Origin of the sequence: Paraburkholderia solisilvae, assembly GCF_902859875.1 — a bacterium.
In the GTDB taxonomy this organism is placed as follows: Bacteria; Pseudomonadota; Gammaproteobacteria; order Burkholderiales; family Burkholderiaceae; genus Paraburkholderia; species Paraburkholderia solisilvae.
In genome coordinates, this window is the sequence record NZ_CADIKF010000003.1 from 122,707 (window position 1) to 141,621 (window position 18,915).

Below are 18,915 nucleotides of genomic sequence, written 5' to 3' on the forward strand. Positions count from 1 at the left end.
ATTGCAGGTGGGGGGCACCTCCGGCAAGCGCTTTTTCCGGGCAGCTTCGGCTGCCCTTTTTTGTTGGTTCGGCCCGCGCGCGAAGGTGTGAAGCGGTGCATTGCGACGCGTGCCGGCTCGTATGCGCATGCGCACACATCCGTCTACGATAGCCGGAACGATGACCCGCCGACTCGCAGAAAAGGAACTTGCCATGGCCGATTACCAATTCGTCAGCACTCCGCTGCTGGACATCGGATATCTCGAATGGAACCCGCACGGTGAACGCACCGCGGTGCTCATGCACGGCTGGCCCGATAGCGCGGAGAGCTGGTCCGAGGTCGCGCCCGTGCTCGCGGACGCCGGTTATCGCGTGCTGGCGCCTGCGCTGCGCGGCTTTGCGCCGACCCGCTTTCGCGACGCGTCGACGCCGCGCAGCGGGCAACTGGCCGCGCTCGGGCGCGATCTGCTCGAATTCCGCGACGCATTACGGCTCACGCAGCCGGCGCTGATCGGCCACGACTGGGGCGCACGCGCGGTGGCGAATGCGTGCGGGCTCGATGCGGCCGCCGCATCGCATCTCGTGATGCTGTCGGTCGGCTACGGCACGAACGATCCGTCGCAAACGCTATCGTTCCAGCAGGCGCGCAACTACTGGTACCACTGGTTCATGGCGACGCCGCGCGGCGAGGCCGCGGTCGAACACGAGCGGCGCGCCATTGCCCGCTTCATGTGGGACACGTGGTCGCCCGCCGGCTGGTATGACGAACCCGCGTTCGACGAAGCCTGCCGCGCATTCGACGGCCCGGACTGGGCGCAAGTGGTCGTGCATTCGTACCGTCACCGCTGGCGTTTCGTCGAGGGCGACCCCGCCTATGCGGCAGACGAAGCGCAACTGCACCCGGCGCCCGTGCTGGCCGTGCCGACGCTGGTGCTGCACGGCGGCGCCGACACGTGCAACCATCCGTCGACGTCGAGCGGCCGCGAGCGATTCTTCAGCGGCCGATACGAGCGCGTGGAGCTCGACGGCGTCGGCCACTTTCCGCAGCGCGAGGCGCCGCAAGCAGTCGCCTCCTGGATTCTGACGTTCCTGAACGCCTGAGCGCCGCGATCGCTCACGCCTGCATCAGTTTCTGATCGCGCACCCGCCAGAGACCTAGCGGATTGTCGTCGCGCAACGCCGGCGGCAGCAGGCTTGCCGGAATGCCCTGGTACGCAACGGGCCGCAGGAACCGGTCGATCGCCGAACTTCCGACCGATGTGAAGCGCGGGTCGGTCGTCGCGGGAAACGGGCCGCCGTGGATCTGCGCATCGCAGATCTCCACCACGTTCGAGAAGCTGTTGGCGACGATGCGTCCGGTCTTACGCTCGAATACCGGCATCAGCGTGCGGGCGAGATCGACGTCGGCATCCTCGAGATGCATGACGATGCTGAGCTGGCCGCGCAGATGCTTCGCCACTTCGACCATCTCGTCGAAGGACGCGCAACGGACCAGCAGCGCCATCGGGCCGAACACTTCTTCGGCGACGCGCGGGTCGGCGATCACCGCGCGGGCGTCCGTCTCGAAGAGCAGCGCCTCGCCGTCGAGCGGCCCCTGCGCTCGCAGGCCCCGGGCGATTTCAGCCACACCGGACACCTCGCGGGTGCGCCCGACCCCGCGCGCATAGTTGCCGTGAATGCCCGGGCTGAGCATGGTCTGCGCCGCGGCCGCCGCCAGTTTCTCGACCAGCGTCGCACGCAGCACATCGAAGCCCGCGCCTTCGATCGCAAGCACGATGCCGGGCTTCAGGCACATCTGGCCGACGCCCGCCACCATCTGCGCGACGAAGCCTGTCGCAAACACATCGGCGCGCACGGCCTGCGCCGCCGGCAACAGGAAATGCGGATTGACGCTCGACATCTCGGCAAACACGGGGATCGGCTCGGCACGCTGCTGTCCGCGACGGTAGATCGCCATCCCGCCCGCTTCCGAACCGGTAAATGCGATCGCCTTGATGTCGGGGTGATCGACGAGCGCTTCGCCCAGTTCGTGACTGGCACCGGTCACCAGCGAGAACACGCCTTCGGGTAAGCCCGATGCGGCAACCGCATCGCGAATCGCGCGGCCGACCAGTTCCGAGGTGCCTGGATGCGACGGATGCGCACGGCACACCACCGGCGCGCCGGCCGCGAGCGCCGACGCGGTGTCGCCGCCGGCCACCGAATAAAGGAGCGGAAAATTGCTCGCACCGAACACGCCGACCGGCCCCAGCGCGACCTTGTGCATGCGCATGTCGGGGCGCGCACCGCCCGCCCGGTCCGCGGCGGCGCTCACCAGCGTCGCGGTCCGCCACAGGCCGCGCCTCACGCCATCCGCGAACATCCGGATCTGAGCGGCCGTGCGTGACAGTTCACCCTCGAGTCGCGCACGTGTCAGCCCCGTCTCCAGCATGCAGCGTTCGACGATGTCGGGAGCACCGGCCTCGAGGTTCGCGGCAATCCGCTCGAGAAATTGCGCGCGGGCTTCGGGAGCGGTCCTGCTGTAGATATCGAATGCATCGGCAGCAAGACGCGCGGCCCGGTCCACTTCGTCGGCGCCGCCGCTGCCGAACGGCGGGTCGATTGTTTCTCCGGTGGCCGGATTGAACGCGCGTAGTTCGGCGCCGCCGCCGAACACCTCTGCCGCGCCGATCAGCATATGACCGGTCAGTCGCATCATGGACTCCTTGATCTGAAGAGAAAAACAGACTTACGTTCTGGATGGAGAGGGGTCGGCAACACGCACGACCACCTTGGCCTCGTTGCTGCCGCCTATCAGCGCAAGCAACGCGGCCGGTGCGTTTTCCAGCCCTTCGACGACCTGCTCGCGATAGCGCAACTCGTCCGAAGCGAGCAGCGGCGCGGCGAACGCGCGCCACTCACGAATCGCCTCGGAGCGATCGTGCACGATGAAACCCTGGATACGCAGCCGCTTCCTGAACGTTGCGCGCAGGTTGGGTCCGGGTGCCGGCTCTGCGTCGTCGTATTCGGCCACCATGCCGCACATCACCATGCGGCCGAAATCATTGAGCATCGGATACACCGCACGCTGCACGGCGCCGCCGACGCTCTCGAAGTAAACGTCGATGCCCTGCGGGCAGGCCTCGCGTAGCGCAGCGGGTAAATCGGCGACTGCTCGATGGTCGATGCACGCATCGGCGCCCAGCACCTCGCGCACGTAACGACCCTTCTCGACGCCGCCCGCAATGCCGACCACACGTGCCCCGGCCCGCTTCGCGAGCTGCACGACCACCGACCCGACCGCACCGGACGCGGCCGCCACCACGAGCGTTTCGCCCGGCTGCGGCTTGCCGATGTCGCGCAACCCGGCATACGCGGTCGCGCCCGGCATGCCGAGCACGCCCAGATAAGTCGAATACGGCACGCCGTCCGGCAACGCCGTGAGCGCCGCGCCCGGCGACACGATATGGCTCTGCCATCCGCGCGCACCGAGAACGATCTGGCCGGCGACGAATGGTGCATGCCGCGACGCGATCACTTCGCCAACGGTTTCGCCGATCATCGGCTCACCCAGCTTGACCGACGGCGCATACGACGGAACATCGTCCATCCGGCCGCGCATATACGGGTCGATGGAAAGCCATAGCGTGCGGGTCAGCACTTCGCCTTCGGCGAGCGCAGGAATGCCGTGTTCGACGACGGCGAAATCGTCGAGCGTCGCCGCGCCTTGCGGGCGGCTGTGCAGAATCACGGAGCGACGGATGGTGGTCATGGGCTTCCTTCGCAAAGACGGAGAGCCGAGCGCGGGAGCGTCACATACGCAAAAGGATCGCGCACAGTCCCTGCGCAAGGACTGTCGTCATGCTACCCACGGCGATTGAATTGGGCATCGCCTTTGCATGCAGGTCACTCGTGCATCCAGCGCATGATTGCGCCTACCGCCATTCGACGGCATCGCGGATGTCAGCTAGCCCAAGGAGGTATGGCGAACCGGTCGACCAGCCAGTCGCTGAACACACGCGTCTTGAGCGGCGTATAGCGCGAAGAAGGCCGCACCAGATGAATGCCGCCGCTGTGCTCGAACTCCCAGTCTGCGAGCACGCGGACCAGCCGCCCGCTCGCGAGCTCTTCCGCAATCAGCCAGCGCGCGCACACCGTGATGCCGATGCCTTCGGCCGCGGCCGCAACCAGACTCGTCGAATCGTCGGCAGTCAGCGGGCCATTGACGCGTACCGCGACCATCGCGTCGCCGCGGCGAAAATGCCAGTCAGGAAAGCCCTCGAGGCGCGGGTTGGGCAGACAGGCGTGCGCGGTCAGATCGTCCGGAGAAACGGGCGTGCCGTGACGTGCGAGATAGGCTGGAGAAGCGACCGCGATCCGGTCATTCGACGCCAGCCGGCGCGCGACCAGACGACTGTCCGCGAGATCGCCGAGGCGGACCGCGAGATCAAAGCGCTCGTGCACGAGGTCGACATAACGATCCGAGAATTCAGCTTCGATCGTCACCTGTGGCCACGCGGCGAGAAACGCCGGCAGCATCGGTCCGATCCAGCGCTGGCCGAAGGTGGCAGGCAACGCGATGCGCAACAGGCCCGACGCAACGTGGCTGCTTTGCGCAATCTCGGCTGACGCCTCGTCCATCATCGACAGCGCGGCACGCATGCGCCGGTAGAACGCCGTTCCCGCCTCGGTCGGCGCGAGGCGGCGCGTCGTACGCTCGATCAGACGCACACCGAGGCGGGCCTCCAGCGCGCTGACCCGGCGCGATACGATGGATGCATCGCGGCCGAGCATGGCGCTTGCCGCGGCGAAGCTTCCCGCGTCGAATGCCGCGAGAAAAGCCAGTACGTCATCCAGTTCAGCGCCGTCCATTTAGCGATCCTGATACGTTCGGCCCGTCACACCGCGTGAATGCCATATGCGGCGGATAGTCCAGACGAACTCGCGTGCGTTGGCTATTGAACCGCGCCCGGTATATGAGCTGATCGCTCGTCGCATAAGCTGCTAGTGCGTCGCCACCTGAACTGGACGTTCAAATCCGCAAGGTGGCGCCGGCCTTCATCAGTCGATATACGTGGCGTGATATCGCGGCCCGAAACCTGATTCGACGCGGTAACCTTGACGTGCTGATGCAGCAGGCGATATGCGGAAAGTATTGGCGCGGCAGGAGGGACTCGAACCCCCGCCCCTCGGCTTAGAAGGCCGATGCTCTATCCAGCTGAGCTACTGCCGCAATGAAAGAGCGGTGATGCTACACCAATGTACCGCTCATTTCATCTGTGACCGGAAGCGGCGCGAGGAATTCGCCGCTCCGTCGCTCGCCCGCAGATTGAGCCACGGGGCGAGCCGGCATTCTACCCGAGCGCCGGGCCGCGGCTGCGGTCGCGGCGTACCGCGGAGCACCGGGCGCGGCGGCTCACAGCACCGGCTGCGGATGCGTGATGAACCAGCCGAGACAAACGAGACCCGCGATCACGCAATACACACCGAACGACGCGAGCCGTCCGCGCCCTTCGAAATAGCGCATCAGAAAACGCACGCTCAGGTAAGCGGCGATCGCCGTCAGCACGCCGCCCAGCGCCGCATCCGCAAGCTGCTGCGGCGCGTGAAAGAGTTTCGGCACTTCGAGCAGGCCGGCCGCGAAGATGATCGGCGTGCCGAGCAGAAATGCGAATTCGGCGGACTTCTCCGCGGTAAGACCCGCCGCGTTGCCCGCGATCATCGTCAGGCCGCTGCGCGAAAAGCCCGGAATCAGCGCGCCGACCTGTGCGAGCCCGACGAAAAACGCCTGCTTGAACGTGAGCTTTTCCGGCGGACGGTGCGCGCGAGCACGTTGCAAGCGGTCGCCGAGCCACAGCAGGATGCCGTTTACGATCAGCGCGATCGCGACGATGCGCAGGTCGTGAAATAAACGCTCGAGGCGTTTCTCGAGCACGAGGCCGACAAGTCCCGCCGGAATCGTGCCGATGATCAGCGCCCACATCATGTGACCGTCGTCGTTGCGGCGCCCGCCGAGCGATGCGAAGAAGCCGCCGACCAGCGCAATCCAGCGCGCGCGGAAATACCACAGCAGCGCGAGCGCGGTGCCCAGATGCAGCGCGACGAGGAACGGCAGCAGTTGCGGCGCGTGCGCGTCGATGTGCATCCCGAACAACGCGGGGACCAGCAGCGTATGGCCGAGGCTGCTGACCGGAAAGAGTTCGGTGACGCCCTGCAACACGCTCAGGAAAATCAGAAACGACAGGCTCACGCGGCAATCCTCACGGAAGATGGAAAATGGTAAACAGCGGGCAAACAGTGGAAAACAGCGCGCCGGACGTGCTTTTCCGGCGATCTGAAGGCGCGTCGATTATGCCTGGCCGAGGCGGGGTCGCCAAGCGTCGCGCGATTTTTTAACTTATTTTTTTCCGCACTGCCGCATGCATGCGCGCCATGTGCTCACGCACCCGTTCATTGTTTATTACGGCGCTGAAAGCAAAAAGGCCCGCCGTTCAAGGCGGGCCTGCACAGAGAGGACGCTTTACCGGACGCGTGACGCGCGTCCGGCAGCGCGGATCTCGACGCCCCGTTCTAGCGTGCAATCTTGTGAAAAAAATAAATCGTACTGCCCGCGAACATGCCGAGCAGAGCCACGCCCATTGCCATTGCGAGATCCATAGCGCCTCCGGAAAAACGACCCGCCCGATATCCAGACTGTCGCGATCGGGCGTTCGTACAGATTATCGATGCGCACGACTGTGCGGCGACACTCGCAATTTCCCGACAAAGGGTTTCCCCGTAGCGCAAAGCGGCGCACAATCAGCGGCGGCGGCGGGCCGCAGCAGGCCCGTGGCGCGTGACTCGCACGCGCTGCCGCGCACTGCGCTACGCTTGACGCTCAATCAACCGCTTTGCATCGCACCGACCATGCCTCAATTCCAGCAACAGGACATTCTCGAGATCGCACACGGCACATCGCTGCTGCGTTTCGCTCCGCAAGCCGGTGGCCGTCTGCTGTCGTGGGACATCGACGGATCGCCCGTCATTTTCTGGCCCGAACACGCCGACTGGAGCCAGCCCGCGAAAATCCGCGGCGGCAACCCGCTGCTGTTTCCGTTTCTCGGCCGCCATTTCGTCGACGGCAAGATCGGTGCGTGGCGCGACCGGCAAGGCACGGTGCGCGCGCTGCCGATGCACGGCTTCGCGCGCGACCTGCCGTTCGAGGCGGCGCTCGACGAGGCGCGCGCAAGCGTGCGCATGACGCTCGTCGACAGCGAAGCCACGCGCACCGGCTACCCGTTCGGTTTTCGCTTCGAAGCGACCTACCGGCTCGTCGACACGCACACGCTCGACGTCGAGCTGACCACCTCGAACACCGGCCGCGACCCGCTGCCGTATTACGCCGGCCATCATTTCTATTTCGCGCTGCCGCACACGCAGCGCGCCGAAACGGTGCTCGAGCTGCCGTGCACCGAGCGCCGCTATCAGTTGCCGGACGGCACGCTGGCCGCGGCCGAGCCCGGCGAACCGAGCTACCGGCTCGACGAGACGCGCATTCAAGACTGCTTCCATTGCCTGAAGGGCGCATCTGCGCATCCGGTGCGGCTCGTCCAACTGGGCCTGAACCGCAGCATCACGATCGACCTGCAGCGGCCGGGCTCGGTGCCGTGGTTCGCGGTCACCTCGTGGACCGAGAAGCCGGAATCGGACTTCTATTGCATCGAACCATGGCTGGGCCTACCCGATGCGATCCACAACGAGGAAGGCTTGCGCTGGCTCGAGCCGGGCGAAGCGCAAACGGCCGCGCTGCGCATCGCGGTCGGCGCGTTGCCCTGATCCGCTCCACGCACACGCAGCCTGCGTCGCACGCGGCGCACAGGCCGCGTCCGTTCCGGTGGCGAGGCCTGAAGCGCCGATGCGGCGCGCGAGCCGCAGGCGCGCTGCGCCATTTTTCTGTGCTGCATCGCAAAACCGTTAGAATCTGGCGTTTTGTTTTCTGTCGCGTGTTTCTGCCCGATGACCCGGCAGCCCGGCGCGGCGGCGGTTTTGCGAGGACCCATGTTGACAACAAGAATGAGACGGCTCGCCTGCGTATCGCTGGTCGCAGTGCTGGCCGCATGTGGCTCGGCACCGGTGGGGCCGGGGTTTTACCGCGTCGAACGGGGCGACACGCTGTCGAAAATCGCGCGCGATAACCGGCAGCCGGTGCAGAACATCGTGCGCTGGAACAATCTGTCGAATCCGGATTCGATCGAAGTGGGCCAGGTGCTGCGCGTCGCGCCGCCGGCCGGCACGGCGACCGCGTCCACCGGCAGTACGCGCGCGCGCAGCGGGGCCGCCGTCGAACCGCGTGCGACGCCGGCCGAGACGGCGCCGGCCGCCCCGGCGAATGCGCCGCCGATCTCGCTGGTATGGCCTGCGGCCGGCACCGTGATTCACCGCTTCGACGGCAAGAACTCGAAGGGTATCGACATTGCCGATTCCGCGGGTACGCCGGTCGTGGCGGCCGCGGCGGGCACCGTCGTGTATGCGGGCAACGGTCTGCGCGGGTACGGCAATCTGCTGATCATCAAGCACAACGCCGACTATCTGACCGCTTACGCGCACAACCGCGCGCTGCTCGTGAAGGAAGGCCAGACGGTGCAGCAAGGGCAGAAGATCGCCGAGATGGGCGACTCCGACAACGACCGCGTGATGCTGCATTTCGAACTGCGTTACGACGGCCGCTCGATCGATCCGTCGCGCTCGCTACCGCCGCGCTGAACGGTTGACGGGCATTGCTCGGCAAGCCGCGCAAACGTTCGCGCACCGGCGCTGTTTCGTGCCGGTTTTCGCGCCCGTTTTTGTGCGGTTTGCGCGCGCCGGGAACCTGAGCGGCACGGACGGCTCCATTGAACAGACAGGAACGCACACCCGGCGTGCCCGCAGCGCGCCGCACGAACATTGAATGATATTGAGGAACGTGGAATGAAAACCGTATGGGCGGCGGCACGCACGATGGCGGCATGCCTTTCGATCTCGGCCGCGGCGGCGCTCGCCGGCTGCGCAAGCTCGACGACGATGACGTATCTGCCGAACGGCGAAACCGGTTTCGCGATCAACTGCAGCGGCAGCGACGCGAGCTCGAACTGGGGCGAGTGCTATCAGCGCGCGGGCGAGGCATGCGGCGCATATGGTTACGACGTGATCTCGAAGGACGTCGACAACGGCGCGACGTCGGGCGGCTCGCTCGGCGGCATCTTGGGCGCGAACGTCAAAAATCGTTCGATGGTGATTCGCTGCAAGCAGTAAGCGGCGCGCTGTTTGCGTTTACGTTTGCGTTTGCGTGCGCGCTTGCTGTCAAGCAAGCACGCCAAAACCCCCGAAAAACGCCCGCTTTCTGAAAATATACATGCGCGCGCAACCAAAAAAAGGCCCGGCACGAGGCCGGGCTAACGGGGGTTCGGCGCATATCGGCAAAGGACCGGTTTACCATGCGCCGAAACGAAATCTAGCAACGCCCCTATGACCGTGCAATCGATTAATTGATCAAATAGTGTGAGTCGGCGCACGGATCGATCTCAAGTAAAAGCGGCCTGCGCTCGTTTTGGAACCCGAATTAACGCACTTCGCATCGCCACCGGTTTGATCGTCGGAATGCCGATTGCTTCAAGACCCGCATGGAATGGGCGTCTTCATCTGGACGCTGCGCGCGTTGGCTGTTCGAGGCGAGCGGCGCGGGCCGGCCTTACCCGCCACGACCGTCATCAAAACGACATCCGGCTGGTTGGTGCGCAAGCGCACCCTTTCGTTGCTTTTGTTTGCGCCGGGCACTCGATGCGCATCGGATCGCCGCGGGAAATGATGCGACGATTCGTGTGGCCGCGATGGTTTATAGTAACGCCCGCCTGTTTCCATCCCGCGCGTCCCGCGCACGCCATCCGATGACTTCCCCCGATACCCCGCAAGGTGCTTCGCACAGTCCGCTTTATGCCAAGCTGCTTGGCGAAACCGCCAAAATCGGCTGGGCCGAGCTCGAGCGCTTTTTTGCGCGCGGCATGCTGTTGCGCGTCGCGCGCGATCTCGATCTCGTGAGCGTCGCCGAGGCGATCGCGAACGACGACACCGGACAGGTCAGCCAATGGCTGTCGTCCGGGCTGGTCGAACGCGTGCAGTCCGACACCGCCGCCGATTTCGCCGCGCGCGACCCGGACCTGTGGGCGGTCGTCGTATCGCCGTGGGTTTGCGTGCAGGAACGCGGCTGACCGTGGCTCCCCGCAGTGTTCAGGTGAACGACACGTCACACGACGCACCGTCCGCCACTGCGCCGGCATTGCCGGTGCGCTGGCATCGACGCGTGCTCGCCCTTGCGTTTCCAATCGTCCTCGCCAATCTGACGCAGCCCATTCTCGGCGCAGTCGACACCGCCGTCGCCGGACATCTGGCGAGTGCGTCGTATCTCGGCGGCGTCGCGCTCGGCGGCCTTGTCTTCAACTTCGTGTTCTGGGGCTTCGGCTTTCTGCGCATGGGCACGACCGGTCTTGTCGCGCAGGCGTTCGGCGCGGGCGACCACGCGGGCGTGCGCAACAACATCGCGCGTGCGTTGCTGCTCGCGTTTGCGATCGGCGCCGCGGTGCTGGCGGTGCAGACCCCGCTGATCGAATACGCGATCCGCTTGCTCGGCGGCAGCGCGGAAGTCCAGCAGCATGCGCGCGCGTATTGCCATGCGCGCATCTGGGCCGCGCCGTTCGCGCTGGCGAACTATGTCGTGCTCGGCTGGCTGCTCGGTACGCAACGCGTGCGCGTTGCGCTCGTCGCGCAGGTGTTCATCAATGCGGTGAATATCGTGGCCGTGCTGCTCTATGTGTACCGCTTCGATTGGGGCGTTGCCGGCATCGGCGCGGCCACTGCGAGCGCCGATGCGCTTGGCTTCGTGTTCGGCGCATTCCTGCTATGGGGTTTGCACTCGCGCGGTTTGCCTGCGCTGACGCGCCGCGTGTTGTTCGATGGCGCGGCGCTCAAGCGGCTCGTCGTGCTCAATCGCGACATCTTCGTGCGGACGCTGTGCCTGCTGGCGTCGTTCGCATGGTTCACCCATCTGGGCGCGCGACAGGGCGATGCGACGCTCGCCGCGAATGCGCTGCTGCTGAACTTTCAGACCTTCATGGCGTACGGGCTCGACGGCTTCGCGCATGCGGCCGAAGCACTGGTCGGCGCGGCGCTCGGTGCGCGCGACCGTCATGCGTTGCGCCGCGCGGTGCAGGTCACGCTGCTATGGTCCGCGCTCGGCGCGCTCGCGTTCTCGCTTCTCTATTGGACCGCGGGCGGGTGGATCATCGCGCAGTTGACCGACCAGCCGGCGGTGCGCGAAGCGGCGCGAACTTACCTCGGCTGGGCCGCGTTATCGCCGGTGATTTCAGTGTGGGGCTTTCTGCTCGACGGCGTCTTTATCGGGGCGACGCGTACGCGCGAACTGATGGTGTCGATGGTGATGTCGCTCGCGGTGTTCGTCGCCGCGTCATGGGCGCTCGCCGGGGCCGGCGGCAACCACGGCTTGTGGGCGGCGCTGCTGATCTTCATGGGCGCGCGCGGTGTCACGCTCGCGCGCTTTGTCCCGCGCATTGCGCACAGCATCCGGCCGGAGCCGGCCTGAACGCTGCGCGCGGTTCGGTGCGTCGCAAGCGATGCGCGAGGTCTTGCCGCCTATTGCGCCGCCGCATCCGGTGCGTCGATGATTTGCGGCGGCCGGGTATCGGTGGGCACGCCGTGATAGTCCGGCGGATCTTGCGGCGGCGTCCGATGATGCAAGGTCGTGTCATCGGCACAGCCCGCGAGGGCTGAGAGCGTCAAGGCAAGCAGGAAAGTGCGCGTCATAAATAGGCGGAAATCCGTTTGGAAACGTGTGGGGCTTTAGAGTCTACCCGCAAAGCGCCACGCGCGATGACCTGCTGCGCACACCGAAACCCGGCGCGCCCGGCGCCTGGCTGGTCGTGTGCCGGGCGGTGACCTACTATGTAGAGATGGCCACGATGTCCTGGGAGGCTGCCATGGATGCCGAAACAATCGCCGGCTTGATGGGTCTTGGAGTGGGCTTGCTGGTGCTGGTTGCGCTGTCGATTTTCGAATCGAGAAGCTACCGGCGCGAGCACGACGGGGAAGGCATGGTGCATCACTGGTTAGCCGCGCACCCTATGCGTCAGTGGATGCGACGCAAGCATTGAGCGTTGCTGCGGTTGTGGCTTGAGCGGTTGTGGTTTGAGCGGCTGTGTCTCGAGCGGTTGTCGAGCCGCTTTTGAGCATCTGCTATTTCTGCTGCAAGCTTCTCACGCGTTTGCCGCGTTCCGCTCGCGATTGCGCGCGGAACGCGGCTAAACGTGTTTGCACGCGCCGAGCCTGGCGTTGCCCTGGCGTCGGTAGTGGACTCCACACGCTGTGCGTTTGTCCGCTGAGCGTTCGTCGTGCATTCGTCCGCTGTGCATTCGTCCGATACGCGTGTGCCGGGTGCGTGACTGCCCCGCGTATGCCCTGCGATTCTTGATGCGGCGCGTCATGCACGCGCATCGCGCCCTTCGCGTCCCACCTGCCCTCACGCCTCATCAGGCACATGCCTTGCTGAAAGGGCATTGTCATGGGACAGCGCGGCAGATCGCCCACCACCACGTTGTCCCAACGATGTCTGACCGCCCATACGCGGACGCAGGATCTGCCTGCGCCCGCGCCATCCGGCGATCCGTCGCAGCATCTCGTGGGCCGGCCGTAGGCCACATAACGGAGAGACAACATGACCCTCGGAACCATTCTGCTGATCGTGCTGATCCTGTTGCTGATTGGCGCCGTCCCCGCCTGGCCGTACAGCCGCGGCTGGGGTTACCAACCGACCGGTATCGTCGGTGTCGTATTGATCGTCGTGATCGTGCTGTTGCTGATGGGGACCATATAGCGCGTGTTGCGCACGTAGCCTCGCCGCGTGCGCGGTTGCGTGCGTACGATGCAAACCCCACGCGAGATTGACTGTCGGAGCGAAAGCCAGGTACAATGTTTGGCTCGTCGGAGCGTAGCGCAGCCTGGTAGCGCATCTGATTTGGGATCAGAGGGTCGAAGGTTCGAATCCTTTCGCTCCGACCAACGGAATCAATAGAATCAGTAGGACGGAATCAATGGGTTTAGCGCGAGCTAAACCCATTTTCTTTTCTGGCGCCGCGGTTTTTCACGCAGTTGCACGCAGATACTCGTCGTCGCGCATTCACGTTCCGTATCTTCCGTCTCCTGCCGCACTCCGGCCTTCCGGCTTGTGTCCGGTCGAGGCGCCCTCCCGCCTCCGGCACGCTTGCCGCCGGGCATCTCGCATGCGACATTGGCTGTCGACCAGTTGGTCGAAGCTCACGGAGACATGCGATGAACCTGATTCTCTGGCGTCACGCCGAAGCCGAAGATACCGCATCGAGCGATCTTGCCCGCCAGCTCACCTCACGCGGCCGCAAGCAGGCGCAGGCCGGCGCGAAGTGGCTGCGCGCCCGCCTCGACGACCATGTGACGATCCTCGTCAGCCCGGCGGCGCGCACCGTGCAAACCGTCGAAGCGCTGACCGACCAGTACCGCGTCGTGCGCGAGATCGCGCCGGACGCGAGCGCGTCCGACGTGCTTGGCGCGGCCGGCTGGCCGGACGGTATCGCGCCGACCGTGGTCGTGGTCGGACATCAGCCGACGCTCGGCCACGTCGCCGCCCGGCTGATTGCGAAAAGCGGCGATAGCTGGTCGATCAGGAAAGGCGGCATCTGGTGGATCGAGAGCCGCGCGCGCAGCGCGGACAGCGACCCGGCACTGCGCGAAGCGGTGCTGAAAGCCGCCATCAGCCCCGATCTGATCTGAGCAGAACCCTACGAACAGGAGCGCGTCCACCTTACGCGAAGTCATCGAATCGTCATGGCAACGCCACGTAAACGTCACTGACCGTTACTACATTGGCGACAAAGCGGAATCCTCACCTTTGCCACCAGGAACGCCACAATGCGAGAACTGCCGACGCCTACTCTGCCCTTCGCTTCGATCCCGCTTCAGCCGCGCCGCCGTCTCCCACGCGCCGAGGAAACGGTCACCCCGCAACACCGCCTGCAAGTGACGTGGGTGCGCTCCGACGAGGAACTCCGCGAAGCGCAGCATCTGCGTTACCGCGTGTTCGCCGACGAAATGGGCGCTCACCTGACGGGCCCCGCCGGCCTCGACGTCGACGCGTTCGACGCGTATTGCGATCATCTGATCGTGCGCGATCTCGACACGCTGCAGGTGGTCGGCACGTATCGCGTGCTGCCGCCGCACCAGGCGGCGCGTATCGGCCGTCTCTATGCGGAAGGCGAGTTCGACCTGTCGCGCCTCACGCACCTGCGCTCGAAGCTGGTGGAAGTGGGCCGCTCGTGCGTGCACGCCGACTACCGCAGCGGCTCGGTGATCATGTCGCTGTGGGCCGGCCTCGGCTCGTATATGCAGCACAACGGTTACGAAACGATGCTCGGTTGCGCGAGCGTGTCGATGGCCGACGGTGGCCACTACGCGGCGAACCTGTACCAGTCGCTGCGCGACAGCGAACTCACGGCGCCCGAATACCGCGCCTTCCCGCATACGCCGCTGCCGTTCGACGATCTGCAGACCGGCGCGAAGGTCGCGCCGCCGCCGCTGATCAAGGGTTATCTGCGTCTCGGTGCGAAGATCTGCGGTGCGCCCGCATGGGATCCGGACTTCAACGCCGCCGATTTCCTGACGCTGTTCCGCCTGTCGGAAATCAACGAACGCTACGCGCGCCACTTCCTCGGCGACGCGCTGCCGCGCTGATCGATGCCGATGCGCGCCACGTGTCGCATATTCGCGACACGTGGCGCTGACGCCGCTCAGGTTGCGTAGTAGGTTGCGTGCCTCGCTTCGGTCGATCGGGCATCGGTCACAAACAGAACAGCCCGGCAGAATCACTTTTGCCGGGCTGTTCTGTTTGTCGTGCCGCTCATCGAGCGGAGTCGCACTACGTGGCCTGCGATACGTACCGCGGCGACGCCCGCACAATCACGCACGATCACGCGCAATCAGTTAGTCATCCGTATAGACCACCCGATACGGTGTGCGGATCTTCTCCCACTCCGCCGCTTCCTGGCTCAGGCTGTAATCGGTCAGCGGATTGTTCGCGACCCACGCGTTCGGCAAACGCACCTCGTACCCGCCGTTCGCCTGACCGACGTTGATCTCCGGCAGCCCGACGTCGGCGCGCCGCCGGCACAGCAGCGCGGCAAGGCGCAGGCAGAACAGCAGCGGCCATTCGACGTCGCGCGTCTGCGCCAGCTTGCCGAGCTTGCCCGCGTGGCCCAGCACGAGCGCCGCGACGCGCGCCTGGTCGGTGCGCGAAAAACCCGGCATGTCCGCATTGCTCGCGATATACGCGGAATGCTTGTGATACGCGCTATGCGAGATCGACAGCCCGATTTCATGGAGCGCAGCCGCCCAGCCGAGGAACATCCGGTTCTCCTCACGGCGTTCCGCGTCCGGCTCGTCGAGCTGATCGTAGAAGCGCACCGCGAGTTCGCCGATGCGCCCGGCCTGCGCGCGATCGATGCCGTAGCGCCGCATGAATCCTTCGACCGTGATCGTGCGCATGTCCTGATGCTGCGAACGGCCGAGCAGGTCGTACAGCACACCGAGGCGCAGCGCGCCGTCGGTGGTGTCCACATACTGGACATCGAGTTCTTCGAACACCGCCAGCATGATCGACAGGCCGCCGGCCAGCACGGGAATGCGATCGGGCTTCAGCGCGATCAGCTTCAGCCGGTTCACGTTTTCCGCCTTGATCAGCGCGCGTTTCAACCGCTCGAGGCCGCCGCGCGAAATGCCGTGCGTGATGCCCGCATCGTTGAAGCCGTTCGCTTCGACCAGTTCCGCCAGCGCGCGCGCAGTGCCCGATGACCCGATCGCCTGTTCCCAACCGGTCTTTTTATAGTCTGCGGAGAGTATCTGGATTTCACGCGACGCGGCGAGCTCAGCCTGGCGCATCGTGTACTCGTCGACATTGCCGGCCGGAAAAAACGTGCGGCTGTGGCTCACGCAGCCGATGTAGAGGCTTTCCATCTTGATCGGCGTGTAGTGCGAGCCGATGATGAATTCCGTCGAGCCGCCGCCGATATCGACTACCAGCCGCTTGCCCGCGCTCGCCGGCACCGAGTGCGCGGCACCCGCATAAATCAGCCGCGCTTCCTCGCGGCCCGCGATCACTTCAATCGGAAACCCGAGCGCCGCTTCCGCCTCGGCGAGAAATTCGGGCGCATTTTTCGCTACCCGTAGCGTATTGGTTGCGACGGCCCGCACATGGTCCGGATGAAAATCGCGCAACCGTTCGCCAAAGCGCCGCAGCGCGTCCCAACCGCGCACCTGCGACGCGCGGTCGAGCATCTTGTCGCGCGACAGCCCGGCGGCAAGCCGCACCGGTTCGCGCAACGCATCGACCTGGTAGATCTGGCTGCCCGCGTCGGTTTCCTCGACGCGCCCCACGATAAGACGAAAACTGTTCGAGCCGAGATCGACCGAGGCGAGCAATGGCGGATTATTGGCCATCGATTGTGAGGACTCCGTGCGCGCGGACAAGACGCTCTGGCCAGCGCTCGCCCTGTTCAAAGGCGCCATTTTAAGCATACTGGAACCCACGATGTCACCTCGGTCGTGTAACCTGCATGGACGCACCCGGTATATGTTCACGTATACCTTGCGTCATATTTGCGACACGTGGGTCACGAATTGGCCAATTACGCGATAAAATTCGTGGCAAATGTGAATGTCACAAAAATACCATCAATCTGTGAGAATTTCCGAGCGTCCTTTCGAATCCTATTGCGCATCATCGCCGCTGCCGATGTCCATCCGCTACCCTCTTCTGAATCGCGAGCTGGGCATTCTGGGTTTCAACGAGCGCGTGCTCGCGCAAGCCTCCGATCCCGCCGTACCGCTGCTCGAACGTCTGCGCTTCATCTGCATCACCAGCAGCAATCTCGACGAGTTCTTTGAAATCCGCATGGCCGGATTGCAGGAACAGATGCGCGACAACCCGGGCGCGCTGTCGCCCGACGGCATGTCGCTGCAGCACGTGTATGACCTCGTTGCCGAACGCGCGCAAAGGCTCGTGCACCGTCAGTATGCGATGTTGCATGAAACGGTGCTGCCCGCGCTCGAAGACGAAGGCATTTATTTTCACGGCACCGAAGCATGGAGCGAAGAGCAGACCGCGTGGGCACGCAACTACTTCTTCGACGAACTGCTGCCGGTGCTCACGCCGATCGGCCTCGATCCCGCGCACCCTTTTCCGCGTGTGCTGAACAAGAGCCTGAACTTCGTCGTCGAGCTCGAAGGGAAGGATGCGTTCGGCCGCCAGGCGGTGATGGGCATCGTGCAGGCGCCGCGCGCGCTGCCACGGCTCGTGCGCATGCCGCAGGAACTGTCCGGCTATCCGCACGGGTTCGTGCTGCTGAGCTCGCTGATGCAGCACTTCGTCAACGAGCTGTTCCCGAACCTCATGGTGCGCAGCTGTAATCAGTTTCGCATCACGCGCAATAGCGAGCTGTTCGTCGACGAAGACGAAATCACCAATCTGCGGGTCGCGCTGCAGGGCGAATTGCCCGCGCGCCATCTCGGCAACGCGGTACGGCTCGAGGTGTCGGCCGATACGCCCGCGCATCTGGTGCAGCGCCTGCTCGACGAAAGCAGCCTGTCGGCGAAAGACTGCTATCGCGTCGATGGCCCGGTGAATCTGGTGCGGCTGATGCAACTGCCCGAGATGGTCGACCGGCCGGACCTCAAATTCGTCCCGCATATTCCGGCTACGCCCGCGCAAGTCGCGACGAGCCCGAATCTGTTCGACGTGATCGATCAGGGCGACGTGCTGCTGCATCACCCGTACGAAAGCTTCCAGCCGGTGCTCGAACTGCTGCTGCAGGCGGCGAAGGACCCGAACGTCGTCGCGATCAAGCAGACCATCTATCGCACCGGCACGGATTCGCCGCTGATGGACGCGCTGATGCAGGCCGCGCGCAACGGCAAGGAAGTGACCGTGGTCGTCGAACTGCTCGCGCGCTTCGACGAGGAAACCAACATCAACTGGGCCGCGCAGCTCGAAGCGGTCGGCGCGCACGTCGTGTACGGCGTGGTCGGCCACAAGTGCCACGCGAAGATGATGCTGATCGTGCGGCGCGTGTCCGAAGCCGGCAAGTCGATGTTGAAACGCTACGTGCATCTGGGCACCGGCAACTACCATCCGCGCACCGCGCGTCTTTACAGCGACTTCGGCCTGATGACCGCCGACCAGCAGATCTGCGAAGACGTGCATCACGTGTTCCAGCAGCTGACCGGCATCGGTGGCGAACTCTCGTTGCACGAGCTGTGGCAGTCTCCGTTCACGCTGCACCCGCGTCTGGTCGACGCGATTCGCGCCGAAGCCGAACATGCGCGTGCCGGCAAGCGCGCGCGCATTGTCGCGAAGATGAACGCGCTGCTCGAACCGACCGTGATCACCGAGCTCTATGAAGCGTCGCAAGCGGGGGTAAAGATCGATCTGATCGTGCGTGGCGTCTGCGCACTGCAACCCGGTGTGCCCGGGCTCTCCGAAAACATTACGGTGCGCTCGATCGTCGGACGCTTCCTTGAGCACCACCGCATCTTCTACTTCCACGATGACGGCAACGAGCAGGTGTATCTGTCGAGTGCCGACTGGATGGACCGCAATTTCTTCCGCCGCGTCGAAGTCGCGTTCCCGATCAGGGACCGGCGTCTGAAGCGGCGCGTGATTGCAGAGGGATTGTCCGCTTTCCTCGGCGATAACCAGTCCGCGTGGCTGATGCAAAGCGACGGCCACTATCGCCGGCGCCGGCCGGGCAAGTCGTCGCGCAACGCGCAGATGAGTCTGCTGACAAAGTTCTGTTCGTGATGTGATGGGTTGCCGGCGCGGTTGTTTATTCAACCGCGCTTGAGCTTGAACT

The 18,915-nt window shown here is 64.9% G+C and carries 17 protein-coding genes and 2 tRNA genes; 12 read left to right on the forward strand and 7 right to left on the reverse strand.

The window, feature by feature from the left end; translation table 11 throughout:
* Positions 1–193: 193 nt before the first annotated feature.
* Positions 194–1,081 carry an alpha/beta fold hydrolase gene (locus tag HV675_RS03200; protein ID WP_175109311.1) on the forward strand — a complete coding sequence of 296 codons (888 nt, stop codon included), beginning with the start codon at positions 194–196 and terminating at the stop codon, positions 1,079–1,081.
* A gap of 13 nt (positions 1,082–1,094) precedes the next feature.
* Here the strand turns inward: HV675_RS03200 and HV675_RS03205 are convergent, their stop codons facing one another.
* The 5 genes from HV675_RS03205 to HV675_RS03225 form a co-directional block, all read right to left on the reverse strand.
* Positions 1,095–2,675 carry an aldehyde dehydrogenase (NADP(+)) gene (locus HV675_RS03205; protein ID WP_175109427.1) on the reverse strand — a complete coding sequence of 527 codons (1,581 nt, stop codon included), beginning with the start codon at positions 2,673–2,675 and terminating at the stop codon, positions 1,095–1,097.
* Between the two features lie 33 nt (positions 2,676–2,708).
* Positions 2,709–3,731: an NADP-dependent oxidoreductase gene (locus HV675_RS03210; protein ID WP_175109312.1), complete on the reverse strand. Its 1,023-nt coding sequence runs from the start codon at positions 3,729–3,731 to the stop codon at positions 2,709–2,711.
* Positions 3,732–3,922: 191 nt separating this feature from the next.
* Positions 3,923–4,831: a LysR family transcriptional regulator gene (locus HV675_RS03215; protein ID WP_175109313.1), complete on the reverse strand. Its 909-nt coding sequence runs from the start codon at positions 4,829–4,831 to the stop codon at positions 3,923–3,925.
* Positions 4,832–5,115: 284 nt separating this feature from the next.
* Positions 5,116–5,192 (reverse strand) — tRNA-Arg (locus tag HV675_RS03220).
* A gap of 183 nt (positions 5,193–5,375) precedes the next feature.
* Positions 5,376–6,209, reverse strand: coding sequence for an undecaprenyl-diphosphate phosphatase (locus HV675_RS03225; RefSeq protein WP_175109314.1), 834 nt, complete (start codon positions 6,207–6,209; stop codon positions 5,376–5,378).
* 656 nt (positions 6,210–6,865) lie between these two features.
* On the opposite strand from HV675_RS03225, the gene HV675_RS03230 reads away from it, so the two are divergent.
* The 5 genes from HV675_RS03230 (at position 6,866) to HV675_RS03250 (ending at position 11,570) form a co-directional block, all read left to right on the forward strand.
* Positions 6,866–7,774 carry an aldose epimerase family protein gene (locus tag HV675_RS03230; RefSeq protein ID WP_175109315.1) on the forward strand — a complete coding sequence of 303 codons (909 nt, stop codon included), beginning with the start codon at positions 6,866–6,868 and terminating at the stop codon, positions 7,772–7,774.
* 222 nt (positions 7,775–7,996) lie between these two features.
* Positions 7,997–8,701, forward strand: a complete 705-nt coding sequence (locus HV675_RS03235) for a peptidoglycan DD-metalloendopeptidase family protein (protein WP_175109316.1) — start codon at positions 7,997–7,999, stop codon at positions 8,699–8,701.
* Between the two features lie 204 nt (positions 8,702–8,905).
* Positions 8,906–9,229 carry a hypothetical protein gene (locus HV675_RS03240; RefSeq protein WP_175109317.1) on the forward strand — a complete coding sequence of 108 codons (324 nt, stop codon included), beginning with the start codon at positions 8,906–8,908 and terminating at the stop codon, positions 9,227–9,229.
* 632 nt (positions 9,230–9,861) lie between these two features.
* Positions 9,862–10,182, forward strand: coding sequence for a DUF2288 domain-containing protein (locus tag HV675_RS03245; protein WP_175109318.1), 321 nt, complete (start codon positions 9,862–9,864; stop codon positions 10,180–10,182).
* A gap of 23 nt (positions 10,183–10,205) precedes the next feature.
* Positions 10,206–11,570 carry an MATE family efflux transporter gene (locus HV675_RS03250; protein WP_175109227.1) on the forward strand — a complete coding sequence of 455 codons (1,365 nt, stop codon included), beginning with the start codon at positions 10,206–10,208 and terminating at the stop codon, positions 11,568–11,570.
* 50 nt (positions 11,571–11,620) lie between these two features.
* Here the strand turns inward: HV675_RS03250 and HV675_RS03255 are convergent, their stop codons facing one another.
* Complete coding sequence (locus HV675_RS03255; protein WP_175109319.1) at positions 11,621–11,791, reverse strand: hypothetical protein; 171 nt, start codon at positions 11,789–11,791, stop codon at positions 11,621–11,623.
* A gap of 173 nt (positions 11,792–11,964) precedes the next feature.
* On the opposite strand from HV675_RS03255, the gene HV675_RS03260 reads away from it, so the two are divergent.
* From HV675_RS03260 to HV675_RS03280, 5 genes are all read left to right on the forward strand, one after another.
* A complete protein-coding gene (locus HV675_RS03260; protein ID WP_175109320.1) occupies positions 11,965–12,138 on the forward strand; it encodes a hypothetical protein in 174 nt (57 codons plus the stop codon).
* A 560-nt stretch (positions 12,139–12,698) separates the two neighbouring features.
* Positions 12,699–12,857 (forward strand): DUF3309 family protein, encoded by a 159-nt coding sequence (locus HV675_RS03265; protein ID WP_175109321.1) that lies wholly within the window; start codon positions 12,699–12,701, stop codon positions 12,855–12,857.
* Between the two features lie 108 nt (positions 12,858–12,965).
* Positions 12,966–13,042 (forward strand) — tRNA-Pro (locus tag HV675_RS03270).
* 270 nt (positions 13,043–13,312) lie between these two features.
* Positions 13,313–13,786 (forward strand): SixA phosphatase family protein, encoded by a 474-nt coding sequence (locus tag HV675_RS03275; RefSeq protein WP_175109322.1) that lies wholly within the window; start codon positions 13,313–13,315, stop codon positions 13,784–13,786.
* A 138-nt stretch (positions 13,787–13,924) separates the two neighbouring features.
* Positions 13,925–14,743: a GNAT family N-acetyltransferase gene (locus HV675_RS03280; RefSeq protein ID WP_175109323.1), complete on the forward strand. Its 819-nt coding sequence runs from the start codon at positions 13,925–13,927 to the stop codon at positions 14,741–14,743.
* Positions 14,744–14,992: 249 nt separating this feature from the next.
* Here the strand turns inward: HV675_RS03280 and ppx are convergent, their stop codons facing one another.
* On the reverse strand, positions 14,993–16,573 hold the full coding sequence (gene ppx, locus HV675_RS03285) for an exopolyphosphatase (RefSeq protein ID WP_377700517.1): 1,581 nt from the start codon (positions 16,571–16,573) through the stop codon (positions 14,993–14,995).
* Positions 16,574–16,799: 226 nt separating this feature from the next.
* On the opposite strand from ppx, the gene ppk1 reads away from it, so the two are divergent.
* Positions 16,800–18,863 carry a polyphosphate kinase 1 gene (gene ppk1, locus HV675_RS03290; protein WP_175109325.1) on the forward strand — a complete coding sequence of 688 codons (2,064 nt, stop codon included), beginning with the start codon at positions 16,800–16,802 and terminating at the stop codon, positions 18,861–18,863.
* Positions 18,864–18,915 lie beyond the last annotated feature (52 nt).